Annotated in this window: 16 protein-coding genes and 1 pseudogene; 4 read left to right on the top strand and 13 right to left on the bottom strand. The window is 58.0% G+C overall.

The window, feature by feature from the left end; translation table 11 throughout:
• Window positions 1–194 precede the first annotated feature (194 nt).
• Window positions 195–1,004, top strand: a complete 810-nt coding sequence (gene cysE, locus ACOTTU_RS03970; RefSeq protein WP_298911958.1) for a serine O-acetyltransferase — start codon at window positions 195–197, stop codon at window positions 1,002–1,004.
• Between the two features lie 69 nt (window positions 1,005–1,073).
• On the opposite strand, the gene ACOTTU_RS03975 is transcribed toward cysE, so the two are convergent.
• The 5 genes from ACOTTU_RS03975 to ACOTTU_RS03995 form a co-directional block, all read right to left on the bottom strand.
• Window positions 1,074–2,384: a pyruvate dehydrogenase complex dihydrolipoamide acetyltransferase gene (locus tag ACOTTU_RS03975; RefSeq protein WP_425656151.1), complete on the bottom strand. Its 1,311-nt coding sequence runs from the start codon at window positions 2,382–2,384 to the stop codon at window positions 1,074–1,076.
• A 12-nt stretch (window positions 2,385–2,396) separates the two neighbouring features.
• Entirely contained in the window at window positions 2,397–3,782 is a 1,386-nt protein-coding gene (locus ACOTTU_RS03980) for a pyruvate dehydrogenase complex E1 component subunit beta (protein ID WP_425656152.1), read from the bottom strand.
• A 3-nt stretch (window positions 3,783–3,785) separates the two neighbouring features.
• The gene (gene pdhA, locus ACOTTU_RS03985) at window positions 3,786–4,790 is read right to left on the bottom strand and encodes a pyruvate dehydrogenase (acetyl-transferring) E1 component subunit alpha (protein WP_298911951.1); all 1,005 of its coding nucleotides are present in this window, start codon (window positions 4,788–4,790) and stop codon (window positions 3,786–3,788) included.
• Window positions 4,791–4,936: 146 nt separating this feature from the next.
• Complete coding sequence (locus tag ACOTTU_RS03990; RefSeq protein ID WP_425656153.1) at window positions 4,937–5,236, bottom strand: FtsB family cell division protein; 300 nt, start codon at window positions 5,234–5,236, stop codon at window positions 4,937–4,939.
• 127 nt (window positions 5,237–5,363) lie between these two features.
• Window positions 5,364–6,551 carry a phosphoglycerate kinase gene (locus ACOTTU_RS03995; protein WP_425656154.1) on the bottom strand — a complete coding sequence of 396 codons (1,188 nt, stop codon included), beginning with the start codon at window positions 6,549–6,551 and terminating at the stop codon, window positions 5,364–5,366.
• A gap of 128 nt (window positions 6,552–6,679) precedes the next feature.
• Between ACOTTU_RS03995 and ACOTTU_RS04000 the strand changes: the two genes are divergently transcribed.
• Entirely contained in the window at window positions 6,680–7,186 is a 507-nt protein-coding gene (locus ACOTTU_RS04000; protein ID WP_298911942.1) for a peptidylprolyl isomerase, read from the top strand.
• On the top strand, window positions 7,179–7,724 hold the full coding sequence (locus ACOTTU_RS04005; RefSeq protein WP_425656155.1) for a peptidylprolyl isomerase: 546 nt from the start codon (window positions 7,179–7,181) through the stop codon (window positions 7,722–7,724). The genes ACOTTU_RS04000 and ACOTTU_RS04005 overlap by 8 nt, the downstream gene beginning before the upstream one ends.
• A gap of 104 nt (window positions 7,725–7,828) precedes the next feature.
• On the opposite strand, the gene aac(6') is transcribed toward ACOTTU_RS04005, so the two are convergent.
• The 8 genes and pseudogenes from aac(6') to ACOTTU_RS04045 all read right to left on the bottom strand — a co-directional run bounded on the left by aac(6') (window position 7,829) and on the right by ACOTTU_RS04045 (window position 13,667).
• On the bottom strand, window positions 7,829–8,275 hold the full coding sequence (gene aac(6') / locus ACOTTU_RS04010; RefSeq protein ID WP_425656156.1) for an aminoglycoside 6'-N-acetyltransferase: 447 nt from the start codon (window positions 8,273–8,275) through the stop codon (window positions 7,829–7,831).
• 294 nt (window positions 8,276–8,569) lie between these two features.
• Window positions 8,570–9,253, bottom strand: a complete 684-nt coding sequence (gene aqpZ, locus ACOTTU_RS04015) for an aquaporin Z (protein ID WP_425656157.1) — start codon at window positions 9,251–9,253, stop codon at window positions 8,570–8,572.
• A gap of 327 nt (window positions 9,254–9,580) precedes the next feature.
• Window positions 9,581–9,847 (bottom strand): annotated as a pseudogene (locus ACOTTU_RS04020) (transposase); the annotation flags it as partial.
• 124 nt (window positions 9,848–9,971) lie between these two features.
• A complete protein-coding gene (locus ACOTTU_RS04025) occupies window positions 9,972–10,139 on the bottom strand; it encodes a hypothetical protein (protein ID WP_425656158.1) in 168 nt (55 codons plus the stop codon).
• A 255-nt stretch (window positions 10,140–10,394) separates the two neighbouring features.
• Window positions 10,395–10,892, bottom strand: coding sequence for a bactofilin family protein (locus ACOTTU_RS04030; protein ID WP_298911922.1), 498 nt, complete (start codon window positions 10,890–10,892; stop codon window positions 10,395–10,397).
• Window positions 10,882–12,213 carry a M23 family metallopeptidase gene (locus tag ACOTTU_RS04035; RefSeq protein ID WP_298911920.1) on the bottom strand — a complete coding sequence of 444 codons (1,332 nt, stop codon included), beginning with the start codon at window positions 12,211–12,213 and terminating at the stop codon, window positions 10,882–10,884. The genes ACOTTU_RS04030 and ACOTTU_RS04035 overlap by 11 nt, the downstream gene beginning before the upstream one ends.
• Before the next feature lie 186 nt (window positions 12,214–12,399).
• Window positions 12,400–13,209, bottom strand: a complete 810-nt coding sequence (locus ACOTTU_RS04040) for a ferritin-like domain-containing protein (RefSeq protein ID WP_425656159.1) — start codon at window positions 13,207–13,209, stop codon at window positions 12,400–12,402.
• Window positions 13,206–13,667, bottom strand: a complete 462-nt coding sequence (locus ACOTTU_RS04045; protein ID WP_425656160.1) for a peroxiredoxin — start codon at window positions 13,665–13,667, stop codon at window positions 13,206–13,208. The genes ACOTTU_RS04040 and ACOTTU_RS04045 overlap by 4 nt, the downstream gene beginning before the upstream one ends.
• Window positions 13,668–13,792: 125 nt before the next feature.
• Here ACOTTU_RS04045 and ACOTTU_RS04050 point away from each other — a divergent pair, with 125 nt between their 5' ends.
• Window positions 13,793–17,140, top strand: a complete 3,348-nt coding sequence (locus ACOTTU_RS04050) for a DUF3971 domain-containing protein (RefSeq protein ID WP_425656161.1) — start codon at window positions 13,793–13,795, stop codon at window positions 17,138–17,140.
• Window positions 17,141–17,142 lie beyond the last annotated feature (2 nt).

The following is a 17,142-nucleotide window of genomic DNA, read 5'->3' on the forward strand; positions in this document are numbered from 1 at the left end:
TGCTTTGGTTCATACCGTGATGATCTCTTTTCGATGTTGTATGGGAAATCAATCGTGCAAGCCCATCCGATGCGGACAAATGTCCTGAAATCTCAAACCGACAGCCATTTCATTCCTGAATGGAGGTCATCACGGGTTTGCGTTTGTGAATTGGTTCTTACATAGGGTAAGAATCGAAAAAAAGGACATTCGCCATGGCCGAACCAAGACCAAACATCGCGAAATTGGATCCAGTTTGGGATCAAATTTGCACAGAGGCACGGCAAGCTGCGCTGGATGAGCCGTTAATGGGCGGGTTCCTGCACGCCTGTATTCTGCACCATAAGAGCATCGAAAAGGCTTTGTCTTACCGAATTGCCGCAAAATTGGCGTCCAACGAGATGTCGATGGTGGTGGTGCGCGAAATGGTCGAAGAGGCCTACGCCCAAAACCCGTCCCTGGTTCAGGCTGCCCGGGCAGATCTGGCTGCGATTTACGAGCGTGATCCTGCTTGCCACCGTTTATTGCAGCCGATTTTGTACTTTAAAGGGTACCAGGCCATGCAGGCCTACCGTGTAGGCCATCATCTATGGACCAAAGGCCATCGCGATCTGGCCTATTTCGTGCAAATGCGCGTTTCAGAGATTTTTGGCGTTGATATTCACCCGGCCGCTCAAATTGGCCAGGGGATCATGATTGATCATGCGCATTCAATCGTTATCGGTGAAACAGCGGTCGTTGGAGATAACGTCTCGATGTTGCATTCGGTAACGCTTGGCGGGACGGGCAAGGAAGAAGAAGATCGCCATCCCAAGATCGGCAACGGGGTTCTGATCGGTGCCGGCGCGAAAGTGCTTGGAAACATCAAGGTTGGGCATTGCAGCCGAATTGCGGCGGGCTCAGTGGTACTGGAAGAAGTGCCCGAGTGCAAAACCGTGGCTGGGATACCGGCCCGGATCGTTGGTGAAGCCGGATGCGATCAACCTTCGATCTCGATGAACCATATGTTTGGGCCCGAGAGCTAAGTCCAACTTGATATGAATGCAAAGGCCGGGATGATGGTCCCGGCCTTATTGATTCCAACGCCAAGTGTGTCAGGCGAGCATCGTCATTGGATTTTCAAGGTTTTCCTTGATTGCCTGAAGGAGTTGCGCTCCTAGAGCGCCATCGATAACGCGGTGATCCACCGAGAGCGTGGCAGACATAACCGTTGCAATACCCAATTCACCATCTTTGCCAACAACCGGCTTCTTCACCCCGGCACCCACCGCAAGGATCGCACCATGCGGCGGGTTGATGACTGCGTCGAAATTGTCGATGCCGAACATTCCCAGATTTGAGATTGCGAAGCTGCCGCCCTGGTATTCGTGCGGTGCCAGTTTTCGGTCGCGAGCGCGGCTTGCGAGGTCTTTCATCTCTGCTGAAAGGGCCGAGAGTGACTTCATCTCTGCGTCTTTCAGAACTGGCGTGAAGAGCCCGCCCTCGATGGCGACGGCGACGGCTACGTCAGAGGGTTTCAATTTCAGCATGCGGTCACCGGCCCAAACGGCATTGGCATCCGGGACGGATTGCAGCGCCAGCGCGCAGGCCTTGATGATGAAATCATTGACCGACAGTTTCACGCCTCGGGATTCGAGCTGCTTGTTCAACTCGCCTCTGAATTTCAGCAGGGCGTCCAGCTCGATGTCCCGGCGCAGATAGAAGTGCGGGATCGACTGTTTGGCTTCCGTCAGGCGCGCGGCGATGGTTTTGCGCATGCCGTTGAGGCTGATTTCCTCATATTCGCGACCTTCGTACATGGCCATGACAGCGTCGGCAGCGGGGCCAGCGGCGGGAGCTTTAGCGGGGGCAGGTGCTGCGGCGGGAGCCGCGGGCGCCGCTTGAGGTGCGGCAGCGGCACTGAGCCCTTCCACATCTGCCTTGACGATGCGGCCATGCGGGCCTGAACCTTTGATCGTTGCAAGATCGACGCCCTTGTCTGCCGCGATGCGACGGGCGAGAGGCGAGGCAAAGATGCGGTTGCCGTCAGCACCCTTTGGAGCAGCGGGGGCAGGAGCGGCCTTTTCGGGGCTCTCTGCCGGAGCCGCCTCAGCGGCCGCGTCAGCCGCCGGTGCGGCCTCCGGCGCAGGTGCGGATGTGTCTCCGATATCATCCGCGCTCTCACCATCTTCGAGCAGGATCGCAATAGCGGTGTTAACCTTAACACCTTCGGTGCCTTCGGCGATCAGAATCTTGCCGATGGTGCCTTCGTCAACGGCCTCGAATTCCATCGTGGCCTTGTCGGTTTCGATCTCGGCCATGATGTCGCCGGAAGCGACCGTGTCGCCCTCCTTGACGTGCCATTTGGCCAATGTGCCTTCTTCCATGGTCGGGCTCAGGGCGGGCATGAGAATTTCTGTAGGCATCTTGCGCGCTCCTTATTTGTAGGTGACTTGTTTAACGGCGGCGACAACCTCGTCCGTCGTGACCAACGCCAGCTTCTCGAGATTTGCTGCATAGGGCATCGGTACATCCTTGCCGGTACAGTTGATCACCGGCGCGTCGAGGTAATCGAACGCCTCCCGCATGATCACTGACGAGATGTAGTTGCCGACCGAACCTTGTGGCCAGCCTTCCTCAACCGTGACACAGCGGTTGGTCTTCATCACCGATTTGATGATGCTGCCTGTATCCATGGGGCGTAAGGTGCGCAGGTCGATAACCTCGGCGGAAATGCCCTCTTCGGCCAGTTGATCTGCTGCCGCGAGAGCGTAGCTCATGCCAATGCCGAAGCTGACGATGGTCACGTCAGATCCTTCGCGCCAGATACGCGCCTTCCCAAACGGTACCGTATAGTCATCAAGGTCAGGGACATCGAAACTGCGACCGTAAAGAATTTCGTTTTCGAGGAAAATCACCGGATTGGGGTCGCGGATTGCGGTTTTCATCAGGCCTTTGTAATCGGAGGCGGAGTAGGGCATGGCGACCTTGAGCCCCGGCACTTGCATGTACCAGGCGGCGTAGTCCTGTGAGTGTTGCGCACCGACGCGGGCAGCAGCCCCGTTGGGGCCGCGGAAGACCATGGGCGCGCCCATCTGCCCGCCGGACATGTAGAGGGTTTTGGCCGCGGAATTGATGATCTGGTCAATGGCCTGCATGGCGAAATTGAAGGTCATGAATTCCACGATGGGGCGCAGGCCGCCGAAGGCCGCACCGGTAGCGATCCCGGCAAAGCCGTGTTCGGTGATCGGCGTGTCGATCACGCGTTTGGCGCCGAATTCATCCAGCATGCCCTGGGAAATCTTGTAGGCGCCTTGATATTCGGCGACTTCTTCGCCCATCAGAAAAACGCTGTCATCGCGGCGCATTTCCTCTGCCATGCCATCGCGCAATGCTTCGCGCACGGTCTGCTCCTTGAGAGCAGTGCCCTCTGGCCAATCCGGTGAGGTATCGGTTTGAGGCGCTGCCGGGGGGGCGGAGGCGGGCGCCTCGGTGGCCGCAGGGGCCGCCTCGTTGCCCGCGTCGGCAGCGGGCGCTGCCTCCGGCGTCGCGGCTGAGGTATCGATATCGTCGACGCTTTCACCATCTTCCAGCAGGATCGCAATAGCGGTGTTGACCTTGACGCCCTCGGAGCCTTCGGCGATCAGAATCTTGCCGATGGTGCCTTCGTCAACGGCCTCGAATTCCATCGTGGCTTTGTCGGTTTCAATCTCGGCCATGATGTCGCCGGAAGCGACCGTGTCGCCCTCCTTGACCAGCCATTTGGCCAATGTGCCTTCTTCCATGGTCGGGCTCAGCGCGGGCATGAGAATTTCAGTTGCCATGGATCAAGCCTCCTCGACTTCTGCGTAGATATCGGTCCAGAGCTCCTCAAGAGCGGGCTCAGGAGATGTTTTGGCGAACTCGGCGCTTTCGTTCACGATGGTCTTGATTTCCTTGTCGATCGCCTTGAGGTCGTCTTCGGTGGCATGTTTGCCTGTCAGCAGCATTGAGCGCACATTCTCGATCGGGTCGCGCTCGTCACGCATCTTCTGCACTTCTTCGCGGGTCCGGTATTTCGCCGGATCGGACATCGAATGACCGCGATACCGGTAGGTCTTGATTTCGAGAATATAGGGGCCCTTGCCCGCGCGACAGGTTTCAACCGCCTTCTGACCTGCTGCTTTAACAGCCAAGACATCCATGCCGTCGACTTCTTCACCCTTGATGCCGTAGGCCGCCCCGCGCTCCCAGTAGCTTGGAGAGTGGGTGGACCGCTTGGTCGATGTGCCCATGGCGTACTGGTTGTTTTCGATCACAAATACTACCGGAAGATTCCAGATTTCGGCCATGTTATAGGCCTCATAGACCTGACCCTGGTTTGCCGCACCGTCCCCGAAATAGGTGAATGTCACGCGGTCGTTGCCCTTGTATTTATCGGAAAAGGCAAGACCTGCGCCCAGGGGAACCTGTGCTGCGACAATGCCGTGACCCCCATAGAAATGTTTCTCTTTCGAGAACATGTGCATGGAGCCACCCTTGCCCTTGGAATAACCACCCTCGCGTCCGGTCAGTTCGGCCATAACACCGTTGGGGTCCATACCACAGGCCAGCATATGCCCGTGATCTCGATAGGAGGTGATGCGTTTGTCGCCTTCTTCAGCAGCAGCCTCAAGACCGACTACAACTGCCTCCTGACCGATATATAGGTGGCAAAACCCGCCAATAAGACCCATGCCATAGAGCTGGCCCGCTTTTTCCTCGAACCGTCGGATCAATAACATATCGCGGTAATAGGCCTTCAGCTCCTCCGCAGACACATTAGGTTTTTTGGCAGATTTACGCGGTGCCATTCTGGCAATCCTCCCTCATCGGGCCCGGCTTCGGGCAGATAGTTTAGCGTTAAACTATTCTTTATCGGATTCGTTAGGGCAATGCGAGAGGCAATATGACGCGCGGTCAATCGGCAAGCCAGATGGGTTGGTTTCAGGGTTTTGGATCAGCGAATAACGATCTCGTCAGCCCTGATCATTCCCAGAACCGAGCGTGCCTGTTCATCAAGAAGATCGAGGTCTAGGTAGTCGTCAGACAGCCTCTGCGTAAGGTTCTCCATGCGCACAACAGCGCTCTGAACGTCTTCCAGCTGCACCTGCAACGCGTCTGCCTCAGCAACGATCTCGGCGCGCCGAAACAACCCGAAATCCCCCTGAACCGCCGCGAAGGTAAAATAGGTCGCCAATCCCAAAGACAGGGCAAAGAAGATAAATGTTCCCAGAGCGGGGCGTGAACTGCGGGTCATGGTCGTGCCTCTTGGTCGCCTCTTGGCGGGCGTGATCAGACTATGACACACTTGGCGCTATCTGGGAATCCCCTCTGATTGCAAAACACTGAAAAGCGGGCATTTTTGCCAAAGAAAGGCGATATGATCAATGTTCGAGAGCCGCGACCCCGGGAAGTTCCTTGCCTTCCATCCATTCCAGAAAGGCACCCCCAGCCGTCGAGATATAGGTGAAATCATCCGACGCGCCGGCCTGATTGAGGGCCGCGACGGTGTCGCCGCCTCCGGCAACAGAAATCAGACTTCCCGCTTTGGAGAGACCTGCGGCCGCGGCGGCGGCAACATTTGTGGCCCGATCAAAGGGGCTGATTTCAAAAGCACCCAGGGGGCCGTTCCAGATCAGCGTTTTTAGGTCATTGAAGGCATCGGCAACGGCCTGCGCGCTCTCCGGCCCGGCATCCAGCACCATCTGATCGTCCGCGAGGATCGTCTCTGGTCCAAGAGCAATGACGTCATGGTCTGCACCGGATTTGAATTCGCGCGCCACCAACCCATCGACAGGCAGCAGGATGCGGCATCCCTTTTTTTCGGCGCGTGCCATGATTGTTTTGGCCGTGTCGATAAAATCCGGTTCCCGAAGCGATGCGCCAAGCTGCGCGCCCTGGGCGGCGAGAAACGTATTCGCCATTCCGCCACCGATGACCAAAAGGTCCAGCCGCACGACGAGGTTTTCCAGCAGGGCGATCTTGGTTGAAACCTTGGCGCCGCCGACAACGGCACCTACGGGGCGTGTTGGATGAGACAGTGCTGCTTCCAGCGCGGAGAGCTCCGCCTGCATCAACCGCCCCGCGCAAGAGGGCAGGAGTTCTGCAACACCGGTTGTGGAGGCATGGGCCCGGTGAGCGGCGGAAAATGCGTCGTTGCAGAAGATGTCGCCAAGGCTGGCGAGAAACCGCGCCATGCCGGGATCATTGGCTTCCTCACCCGCGGCAAAGCGGGTGTTTTCGACCAGCACGACGCTACCAGCGGGCAGTGCCGCCAGCATGTCCGGATCGGGGCGTTCGACAAAGGTCACGGCCTGACCTAGTGCTGCCTCCAGGGCGGGCAGGGTCACGCGCAACGACATCTCGGGGACATATTGCCCCTTTGGACGCCCGAAATGGGCCAGCAGGATGGGCATACCGCCGCCCTTCAGAATGTCCCTGACCGTGGGCACGATACGGTCGATCCGCGTGGTATCGGTGACGCGGCCATCTTCGACGGGAACATTGATGTCGACACGCACAAGTATACGTTTTCCTGCCAAATCCATGTCATCGAGTGTTTTCCAGCCCATCGCCTTTTCCTTTCAGCTCCCACTGGCCCTGTGTGTTGCGCTTATCTGCTCAGACGTCAATGGACTTGCTTGGCATTCTGCCCGTCACGGCTTAGGTAATCGGCAACCAATTTGTGAAGGAGTGCCAGATGGCTGAAATCAAAGACCCTGAAAACACGATCCTGATGGAACTCAAGGGGGGGACTGTCACCATCGAATTGCTGCCCGATGTTGCCCCGAAACACGTTGAACGCATGAAGGAACTTGCCCGTTCCGGGCAGTATGACAACGTGGCCTTTCATCGTGTGATTGACGGTTTCATGGCGCAAACCGGTGACGTGCAGCACGGCGATATGGAAGACGGTTTCAATCTGTCCATGGCGGGAACCGGTGGTTCTGATCTGCCGAATGTGCCTGCCGAGTTCTCCAAGATCCCGCACGCCCGGGGCTCCATCGGGGCCGCGCGGTCGCAAAACCCCGACAGCGCCAACAGCCAGTTTTTCATCAATTTCAAGGACAATGATTTCCTGAACGGTCAATACACCGTCTACGGACAGGTGACGTCCGGTATGGAACATGTGGATGCCATCACCCGGGGCGAGCCACCAGCGGAACCGGACCGGATGATCTCGGTCAAGGTGGCTGCCGATGCATAAGGCGCTTATTGCATCGCTTATGCTGGCTGGCCCGGCAATGGCCACCGGTATCGAGATCGAAGTCGCGGGCGAGGCCAGCGGCACCATCAAGATCGACCTGCTCGAAGATGTAGCGCCCGGTCACGTGGAACGCATCACGGCGCTGGCTGAAAGTGGGGCCTATGATGGTGTGGTCTTTCACCGCGTGATCGAAGGCTTCATGGCGCAAACGGGTGACGTGCAGTTCGGCAAGCTGGGCGAAGACATGCGGCGCGCGGGCACTGGTGGCTCCGAAGGACCGGACCTTGCGGCGGAGTTCTCTGATGTGCCCTTTGACCGAGGCGTGGTAGGCATGGCGCGTGCGCAGAGCCCCGACAGTGCCAACAGCCAGTTCTTCATCATGTTTCAGGAAGGTTATTTTCTGAACGGCCAATATACGGTTGTCGGACGCGTGACTGAAGGGCTGGAGGTGCTGGATGCGATCAAACTCGGCGCTGGTCCCAATGGTGCGGTGATCGGCGCGCCGGATGTGATGCAAACGGTCACCGTTACCGACTGAAGCATTGACCTGAGCGACCCGTGGCTAACGCCTGTCACGGGTTGCGTTTTCTCTGCTCAGAGCGCCGCGCGAGTCACCAATGCGTGCAGCTTGAAAAACGCGACCTATAGCGGTTTTCGAAAGTAAACGACGCGGCTTGTCTCTTCGAAGCCCAAGGCGCGGTGAAACGCGTGGCTTGCCTCATTGTCGAGATGCGCGTCGGATGCAAGCTCTGAGCAGCCCCGTTCTTGCGCCCATGATTGAACCGACCTCCATAATTGTCTGCCAATGCCTGAACCCTGGTCGTCGGGGTGTACGAAGATACCCTCAAGGAACGCAACCGGCGAAGTCTCACATCCGTTTACATGATCATTTCGCAAGGCCGCTTCCGCGAACGCCCGGATGTCGGCATCATTGACGACATCCAAGAAGGCGATACCTTCTTCAGGCGATTTGGCGAGCATCGCCGCTGCTTCGTTTCTGTGCTGGTCTAGCGAAGTGTCGCGCCAAAGCTGAGCACGCAGTGCAACCCAACCTTCGACATCCGCCGGAGTAGCGATCCGTATCGACATATCTTGATATTGGCGTGTTTCCGGAATGTCCGCAATATTCGCTACGCGGATGTTATCTCTGTGGCTACGACGGGCAGCACGCCCCCGCTGCCACGCCCTGTGAGACCCAAACCGAATCTCTGGTTTTGACTGCGGCCCATCACTTTCAAAATTCAGATGCCTGAAGGAAGCATATTGCGACGGGGCAGCAATATGCTCAAAGTGATAGGCACTCATCGGCCCGAGCGCTATCGGCGGCTCTGAAGAAAGCGCCCGCCAAAAGACAGGCGCTTTCCGGCGCTCCTCGATTGGCGATCAATTGGCAGCGTCGAGCGTGCCGGTCTTGAACAACAATCCTGCTGCGACCGCCCCGATGATCGGGGCAACGATGAACAACCAAAGCTGTGCAATTGCCGTCCCACCAGCGAACAGCGCAGGGCCTATTGACCGCGCTGGATTTACCGAAACGCCCGTGACGTTAATGCCAACCAAATGGATCACCACGAGCGCAAGGCCTATCGCAAGGCCCGCCATCGCCGCTGGCGCGCCTTTGCCCGTTGCTCCCAAGATCACTGTCATGAATAAAAACGTTGCCACGACCTCAAACACAAATGCGGAGACCAGGCTATATTCGCCAAGGTATCCCACGCCCCAACCATTCTGGCCCAGACCGTTTTCCGCCACTGAGTAGTCTGCCTTACCCGACATGATCAACATCAATACAAGTGCGGCAGCAATGGCCCCCGCAACCTGCGCAATTATGTATTTGGTCGCTTCGGCAAGCGTCATTCGGCCCGCGGCCACAGCTCCCAAAGACACGGCCGGGTTGATGTGACAGCCGGATACGGGGCCAATAGCGTAGGCCATCCCGACGAGCGCCAATCCGAAGGCAAAGCTGATCCCCGTAAGGCCAATGTCTGAGCCGGCGATTACCGCCGATCCACAGCCGAATAGTACCAACGTGAATGTACCAATAAATTCCGCAACTTGTTTATTCATGGCCCTGTCCATTTTATAGTTGTGTGACCATCACTAAAGATCAGCCGTATCGGCAAATAAAGGGGAACTTTATAGTCAGCGCATCAGCCGTCAGCGAATTCTGTCAGCCAGACGGCATAAATGCGTATATTGTTTTGCTTTGCCGACGGATGGCAGCCTCGTCTATGTTTTTTGGTTGTTATGAGCGTGAGCTGGAGCGGCGACAAATCTGACAAGGGGGAAGCCGGGCGGCCTTCGGTGCTTGGGGGTTGCGGCTGCGGTGATCGATGTGCAAGGCCAGCGATTGTGTGACGGCAGGCAGTGCAAATGTATAGAAGACCCAGTCGGTTTGCGCAGGGGTGCGAGATCGGCGGCAAAGGTATCCGGGTCTGCAAACCCCGGCAGATTGCTGAAGAAGCGCAGCTTGCCTGTCTTGTGCAATCGCAGCCACCCTTCAAGGACCAAGCGTCTGAACAACCATGACAGCACCTGCACTGGCAGGAAGAACCCCGCGCGGCAGGCGATCCAACATGCCCCATCGGGCGACACCCCTCTCGGCGCGATGACGTGTACCTGGGGATGGCCCATCATCGCCGAGCCCGCCGTCTCGAAGACGCGCCTCCGGCATGCTGATAGCGCATGTGCCGCTTCATTTCCGGGCGTGGGTAGGTCATGGCATAAAAGAAGCCCAACACCGTCAACCGGTTGTTGAGGATCAGCGCACCAACGCCCCGTTCCTTCATATCGAGATGGAACGCCCGTAGCTCGCATCCAGCGAATGCCCCAGGAACCGCCTGAAATCGCGCATCGCCCGCAGATACATTCTCTGTGTCTTCGGTTGCAGCCCCTTGGTCCGCATATCTTCATGCAAACGGCGGCGCAGGGCCGGAACATATTGATCTGACATCAAACCTCCCGTCATGAGATCGAGAAGGTCCCAATCGTCAGGCAGGTTCGTTAGTTCAAAATCCACTCCGCTCGCATCTGAGCATGTCGCCTGCCGCAAGCGCCAATACCGCGAGAACGGTTTCGTCCGTTGTCCGCATACGAAACATCAATAGATGCGGTATTTGGAACAGTATTTCGGGGATTGGGGAGAGGTATGAAAAACAAAAAAAGGCGCCACCTCGTGACGCCTTTTTGTCTGTCAGGTCGCGCTTTTTCAGGACGCCGGGTTTGGCTTCGCCGCAGGTGTCGATTTTGCACCGGGGTTCAGCGGGTCGTCCTGGCGTTGTACCGATCCTTCGAAGTGAGCCCCGGATTCGATGGCGATTGTTTTGTGAATGATGTCGCCCTCAACCCGTGCCGTCGATGTCAGACGCACCTTGAGGCCCCGGACACGACCAACGATGCGACCGTTGACAACCACGTCATCGGCGACGACTTCGCCCTTGATGGTGGCAGTCTCCCCGATGGTCAGCAAATGGGCGCGAATGTCGCCTTCGACTGTACCTTCTACCTGGATATCGCCGGTTGTCTTCATGTTGCCCGTCACGTGCAGATCGGAGGACAAGACAGAGGCAGGAGGCTTCGCTTTTGGCGGTGTGCTGGCCTTGTATTCGGTCTGCTTAGGAGTCGCCGGCGCAGAGGACGCCGATGCTGGTGTGTCAGATTCGGCCTGTTTGGCACCTGGTTCGTTGATTTTGCTCTTAGAAAACATCTTTTGCAGCCTTGATATAGATCATTGGGTTTACAGCTTTCCCACCGACACGCACTTCATAGTGCAGGTGCACGCCGGTCACCCGTCCGGAGGCACCCATATCACCGATGTGATCGCCGCGCGAGACCCTTTGCCCAACTTTGACGCGAATTTTTGACAGATGAGCGAAACGTGTCTCAATCCCGAAGTCATGCTTGATTTTGACAAGACGGCCATAGCCCGATTGCCATCCTGCGTGGATCACGACGCCATCCGCCGTTGCAAAAAGATCGGTGCCGGACGGCGCGGCGAAATCGACCCCTTTATGCATGCGGCGACCGCCGGTTTTGGGGTCACGCCGAAAACCGTAACTGCTGGTGAAACGGAAGGCATTCTTCACTGGCATCGCGAAAGGCGCCTTTTCAGCAGCGATCCGGTAGAGGTTCAGCGTATCCATCTGTTCAAGGATGCGGTTGGCGCGCAGAAAATCCGGTGACAGCTCTTCGCCACGGCTGGAAAAGGAGAGGGGCGTCAAGGGCCCGCCCTGACCGGAATAGCCGCGCCGCACCTGATCAAGGATGCGCTGGGGGGGCATGCCCGCCGCCTTGAACATCTTGTCGAGCGGCTCAACCGATACCGTCATCGCTTCTTCGAGTTGGCGGAAAATCTGGTCGTTGTTCTCTTTCATCAGCGCAATTTCAAGCGCCAGCTCATCGGCATGGTCCAGCGCCTGCTGAGCGTCCGCAACGACCTGATCCCGTTCGGCGGCTGTGCGGGCGAGGGCATCAGCCAGGAAATCAACCGGGGCACCGGCGTCCTTGGCCGCGAAAAGGGTGTCTGCCGGGTCCTGGGTTGCCTCACTTTGCAAAGAGGCAAGTGCCAAACGGGCCGCTTCGCGCTCTTTCATCGTTGATCGCAGTGTGGTCTGGATCACGTCGATACCGGTCTCAAGCTCATGGCGACGGGTCTCGGAGGCCAGAAGCTGCGATTGCATCTGAGAAATCTGATCAAGCGCCGCGTTAAAACGTTCCTGTGCGGCCAGCGCCTCGCTGGCGCGCCTATCGCGCTGCCCCGACAATTCATTGAGACGCGCCTGATAGGTCATCTGATCGCGTTTTGCTTGTTCGCGGAAATTCCCCGCGCCAATGCTGTCCATCAAGAGAATTGCGGTGGCAACAATGGTCCAGGCGACAAGCACGGCGCCACTTGCAAAGGCGATCAGCTGCGTTTCAGGGCGCAGGCGGATAAAGCGCGTATCGGTGTCGGACTTGAGAAAGACCCGGCGTTCAGGGAACTGCTGCTCCAGCAATCCGTGAATTTTGATGGCCAGTCTTGTCCGCACAAAAGTGCCTCTCTGCTCGTTCCGCATGAGAGAGCGCAGGTTGTCGATTGCCTGAATTCCTCTCCCCCCGGAGTGCTTAATGAGGCCGTGTGTGGGGGGCAACCCTGTTTGCTTGTCCCGGTACTACTTCGCGTTGAATTGTTGCAAATCGGCAAAATATCGCTTGTTTCCCAAGGCGAAAGCGGGTCAGAGGGCCTCTGCCAGTGGCCAGTAGAAGTCCGGGGGAATGCCAGCTTCGGCGCGTTTCTCCTCATTGAAGGGCGGTTTCAACGCCCCGTGGAAATACTGACGCACGAGCGCATGGAATCGCACTTTGGGATCTTCGTCGTGACGTCCGCATAAAAAATGGAACCATTTTGACCCATAGGCAACATGAGACACCTCTTCGGCATAAATCGTTTCCAGCGCGGCAACAGCGGAGGCAGCATTCGCCTTGCGAAACACTTCGATCATACCCGGTGTGACATCCAGCCCGCGCGCTTCAAGAACCATCGGAACAACCGCAAGACGCCCCATGAAATCTTCAACGGTATCTTCGGCGGCCCGCCACATTCCGGCATGCGCGGGCAGCGCGCCGTAATGGCTGCCCAGTTCTTCGAGGCAATCGCACATCAGGTTGAAGTGCTTTGATTCCTCATCCGCCGCTTTCACCCAATCGTCGTAAAATCCTAAGGGCATCGGAACATCCGTGAATCGCGCAATGATATCCCAATGCAGGTCCACGGCGTTCAGTTCTATATGGGCCACCGCGTGCAACAGGGCGATGCGTCCGTGCGGTGTCCCCGGTCTGCGGCGAGGAACGTCGCGCGGGCTTAAAAGCTCCGGCGTCTCCGGGCGCGCCGGGTGCAGGGGCGGGTTAGCCGTGCCGACTTCAGGTATTGCACCCTCCTGTCGCGCGGCCTGCCAATCTGCCGCAAACCCACGTGACAGAGCCGTCTTTTCGCGCCCGTCCGCTGTCCGCAACACCGCCTCGGCCATCTCAGCCAGTGGCTTCATAAGGCGCGCACCGCTTCAAGTACCGCATCCACATGGCCCGGGACTTTCACTTTGGGCCAGATCTGAGCGATCGTGCCGTCGGCTGCAATGAGGACGGTTGTGCGTTCAATGCCGAGGAACTTTTTGCCGTACATGTTCTTTTCTTTCCAGACCCCATAGTCTTCGCACACCGACCCATGCTCATCTGACAAAAGCGGGACGGTCAGGTCATGTTTGGCGATGAATTTTTCGTGACTGCTCAGGCTGTCCTTGGAGATTCCGAAAACCATAGCACCCGCCGCCACAAAAGCGTCGCGGTGTTCGGAAAAGCCGATACTTTCCTTTGTGCAGCCGGGTGTGTTGTCTCGCGGGTAGAAAAACAGAACAACGGGATTACCTTTTAAGGCAGACAGTGTCACCTCTGAACCGTCACTGCTGGGAAGGGTGAAATCGGGAGCCGACTTTGAAATCTCTGGCATGATACTCTCTTGGCTTTTATGGTTTGTACTGCAGTGCCATAAGTGAGCAGCGCAGGCCAGAGGGAAGGCTTGCATCCTGAATTGAGCCAACCGAATTCTTCAAGCGTCGGAAGCCGCAGCCCGTTTTGCAAACAGATACATCAGCCCCTGAAAAGCCACGTCGAAAGCGCCGCCGTCTCGCGTGGGGCTTGGTCGCATTCCTGTTGCTAATCGCGGGTGCCCTGACAGCGGGTGCTTTCTGGATCAAGGATCGCACGATCATCGTGCCGGAATGGGCGCGTGAAATAGTGGACACACGGATCGCCGGGGCCATTCCGGACGCCCGGATCACCTATGGCGAAATGCTGCTAATCCTGGATGAGGGGTGGCGGCCCAGAATGCAGGTGAAAGATGTTCGCGCAACGACACTGGATGGCGTCGAAGTCATCAGTTTTTCGCAGATGCGCGCCAGCCTGTCCTTGAATGGTCTGCTGGAGCGAAAGCTGCAACTGACCTCGCTCGATCTGAACGGTGTTTTCCTGACACTCAAACGTAGCGCCGAAGGGCGAATAGCGCTGCAAGGCGGGATCGGTACGGCTTCGGTGGCGCGTGAAGCACCGAACCTTGCGCAATTGGTCTCTGACTTGGATGATTTTCTGCTGCGCCCGTTCATGGAACGTTTGTCGCGCGCCACCTTGCAGGGGTTGACGCTTAGATATGAAGACGCCCGCGCCAGCCGCGGATGGACCATTGACGGTGGAAGAATTTCTTTGGTGCGCGAAGAGGACGATCTTCGCTTTGCAGTTGATCTGGCGGTCTTGGGAGGCGGGGCGCAGGTTGCAACGGTTGCGGCCAACTACGCAGGCCGCATCGGGGAGCAAGCTTCGGAATTCGGCGTGACATTTGCAAATGTGGCTGCCGGAGACATTGCCGCTCAGGGCCCTGCCTTTGCTTGGCTCGGCGTGCTGGACGCGCCAATCTCTGGATCGCTGCGTGGCGGTGTGAATGAGGACAGCAGCATCAATCCGCTGAACGCGACCCTGCAGATCGGCGCTGGTGTGATCCAGCCGACCGCGCAATCTCTGCCAATTCCCATCGACGGTGCGCGCAGCTATTTCAGCTATCAGCCGGCAGAGAGGGTGCTGCGCTTTGACGAGCTTTCGGTTCAGAGCAAATGGGTCAGCGGCCGACTTGAAGGCAGTGCTGCGCTGAATGCGGATGAGACCCAGCGCCTGGAGGATCTGGTGGGCCAATTCAGGCTGACAGATCTCAAGATCGACCCTGCGGATTTCTACAAGGAACCGGTGTCGATTGCCGAGGCAGAGCTGGATTTTCGACTATCCTTGAGGCCATTTTCGCTGAAGGTGGGTCGTTTTGACATCCTTGATCAGGGAAACAGGCTGACGGCCAAAGGGACGTTGGGGGCGGATGCCAACGGTTGGGATATCGCGCTTGATGCGGAAATGAACAGGTTGGACACCGGGCGTCTGATGGAGCTTTGGCCGGAAGCGGTGAAGCCCAAAACCCGAACGTGGTTGTCGGAAAACGTCTTCGCAGGAAAATTGCACGATGCCACTGCCGCTTTGCGGTGGTCTGCCGGTCAGGCACCGGAGACTTACCTCGGTTTTGATTTTGCCGAGGCCGATGTGCGATTTCTGAAAGAAATGCCCCTGATCAAGGGTGGCAAGGGACATGCATCTTTGCTGCGTGATCGTTTCGTGCTGGTCATAGATGACGGCGAGGTAATCGCGCCCGAAGGAGGGCCCGTTACGATCACAGGTTCGTCGTTCATCATCCCGGACGTAAAGGCAAAGGAGGAAACGCCGGCGGTCGTGCGGCTGCTTACGAATTCCACCGTCACGGCCGTTTTGTCGATGCTCGATCAGCCGCCGCTGAATGTCATGCAGAAGGCGGCTTTGCCTGTTGCATTGGCGGAAGGCCGCGCCTTGCTGTCGGGCACTCTTGCTTTGCCGCTTAAAAAGAAAACCAAAGTGGATGAGGTCGAATTCGATGTCTCTGGTCGCATTGAGAGTGTGCGCAGCGATATTCTGGTCAAGAACTATATCTTGAGCGCGCCCGCTCTGGCGCTGACAGCCTCGGAAGCAGAAGTGCAGCTGCAAGGGCAGGGCGATCTCAGCGGCGTGCCGTTTGACGTTGTCTGGGCGCAACCGCTGGGCGCCCCGGGAACACCGGGAAAAGTCACCGGTCAGGTGGAAATAACGCCGCAAGCGCTCGACACATTCAAAATCTCGCTGCCTGACAGGTATGTTACTGGAAAGGGTCGTGCTGACATCAATGTTGCACTTGTCAAAGGCACCCCGCCGGACCTTCAACTGCGCTCCGATCTTCGTGGCATTGGTCTGGCCATCCCGCCGCTTGGGTGGTCCAAGGCCCCCGCAACCCCGGCGACCCTGCTTGTTTCCGCGCAGCTGGGCGATGTGCCGGATGTCGAGGGCATCTCTTTGGAGGCCCCCGGACTTGCCGCCAAAGGCACCGTGCTGCTGGACGAAGATGGCAAGCTTGATCGTGTAAGCCTGACAAAGGTGCAAATTTCGAACTGGCTGGACGCGCCGGTTGATCTGGTCGGGCGCGGCGCCGGGCAGCCGGTGGGCATTGTCGTGCGGGGCGGGCGGGTCGATCTCAGCCGAGCCAATCTGCCCGGCAGCACTAGCAGCGCCACCGCTTCCGCGCCGCTGACTGTGGCGCTGGACACGCTCAAGGTAACAGACAGCATATCAATAAACGATATGCGGGGCGACTTCACGACGGGGGCAGGGCTCGACGGAACATTCCGGGGCCGCGTCAACGGCGGCGCACCCGTGACGGGCCGGGTCATTCCACAAGGCGGGCGCAGCGCCATTCGTCTGACGGCCAATGATGCGGGGGCGGTTTTCGCATCCGCAGGCGTGATGAAACAAGGGCGCGGCGGCAAGCTTGAGCTGGTACTGCTGCCGGTGGGCACAGGCGGCGCCTTTGATGGAACCCTGCGCGTGCTGGACACGAGCGTCTTGGATGCTCCGGCGATGGCCGCGTTGCTGAATGCCGTCAGCATCGTGGGTCTCTTCAACGTGGAGGGGGGTGGCAGCCTATATTTCTCCGAAGTGAACGCCGATTTCCGCCTGTCCCCTTCACGGATTACCCTGCGTGAAGGCAGTGCCGTCGGATCGTCGATGGGGATTTCAATGGACGGCGTGCTGGCCACAGACACGGGGCGGCTACAAATGCAGGGCGTCATCACGCCGGTTTATCTGCTCAACGGTATTGGCAGTATTTTCACCCGAAAGGGCGAGGGGTTGTTTGCGTTCAACTATTCGATCACCGGGACGGCCAAAAATCCCGATGTGTTTGTGAACCCGCTGACCGCCTTGACGCCGGGAGGTATCCGGGACCTGTTCCGGGCACCAAAACCCGACGTGCCTCTGGCTGAGGGGGAAACACGTGCGCCGCCACCCAAACGCCGCGCGCCGCTTGATATCGAGGGGCAGGAGCGCTAGGG

It is taken from the genome of Roseobacter sp. EG26, assembly GCF_049830555.1.
Classification (GTDB): Bacteria; Pseudomonadota; Alphaproteobacteria; order Rhodobacterales; family Rhodobacteraceae; genus Roseobacter.

Excerpts from the sequence above, each read along its gene's own strand:
- ACOTTU_RS04045 (WP_425656160.1), bottom strand. The coding sequence starts at position 13,667 with ATGCCAGAGATTTCAAAGTCGGCTCCCGATTTCACCCTTCCCAGCAGT.
- ACOTTU_RS03975 (WP_425656151.1), bottom strand. The coding sequence starts at position 2,384 with ATGCCTACAGAAATTCTCATGCCCGCCCTGAGCCCGACCATGGAAGAA.
- ACOTTU_RS03990 (WP_425656153.1), bottom strand. The coding sequence starts at position 5,236 with ATGACCCGCAGTTCACGCCCCGCTCTGGGAACATTTATCTTCTTTGCC.
- ACOTTU_RS03980 (WP_425656152.1), bottom strand. The coding sequence starts at position 3,782 with ATGGCAACTGAAATTCTCATGCCCGCGCTGAGCCCGACCATGGAAGAA.
- pdhA (WP_298911951.1), bottom strand. The coding sequence starts at position 4,790 with ATGGCACCGCGTAAATCTGCCAAAAAACCTAATGTGTCTGCGGAGGAG.
- ACOTTU_RS04025 (WP_425656158.1), bottom strand. The coding sequence starts at position 10,139 with ATGTCAGATCAATATGTTCCGGCCCTGCGCCGCCGTTTGCATGAAGAT.
- cysE (WP_298911958.1), top strand. The coding sequence starts at position 195 with ATGGCCGAACCAAGACCAAACATCGCGAAATTGGATCCAGTTTGGGAT.
- ACOTTU_RS04040 (WP_425656159.1), bottom strand. The coding sequence starts at position 13,209 with ATGAAGCCACTGGCTGAGATGGCCGAGGCGGTGTTGCGGACAGCGGAC.
- aqpZ (WP_425656157.1), bottom strand. The coding sequence starts at position 9,253 with ATGAATAAACAAGTTGCGGAATTTATTGGTACATTCACGTTGGTACTA.
- ACOTTU_RS04000 (WP_298911942.1), top strand. The coding sequence starts at position 6,680 with ATGGCTGAAATCAAAGACCCTGAAAACACGATCCTGATGGAACTCAAG.
- ACOTTU_RS03995 (WP_425656154.1), bottom strand. The coding sequence starts at position 6,551 with ATGGGCTGGAAAACACTCGATGACATGGATTTGGCAGGAAAACGTATA.
- ACOTTU_RS04005 (WP_425656155.1), top strand. The coding sequence starts at position 7,179 with ATGCATAAGGCGCTTATTGCATCGCTTATGCTGGCTGGCCCGGCAATG.
- ACOTTU_RS04030 (WP_298911922.1), bottom strand. The coding sequence starts at position 10,892 with ATGTTTTCTAAGAGCAAAATCAACGAACCAGGTGCCAAACAGGCCGAA.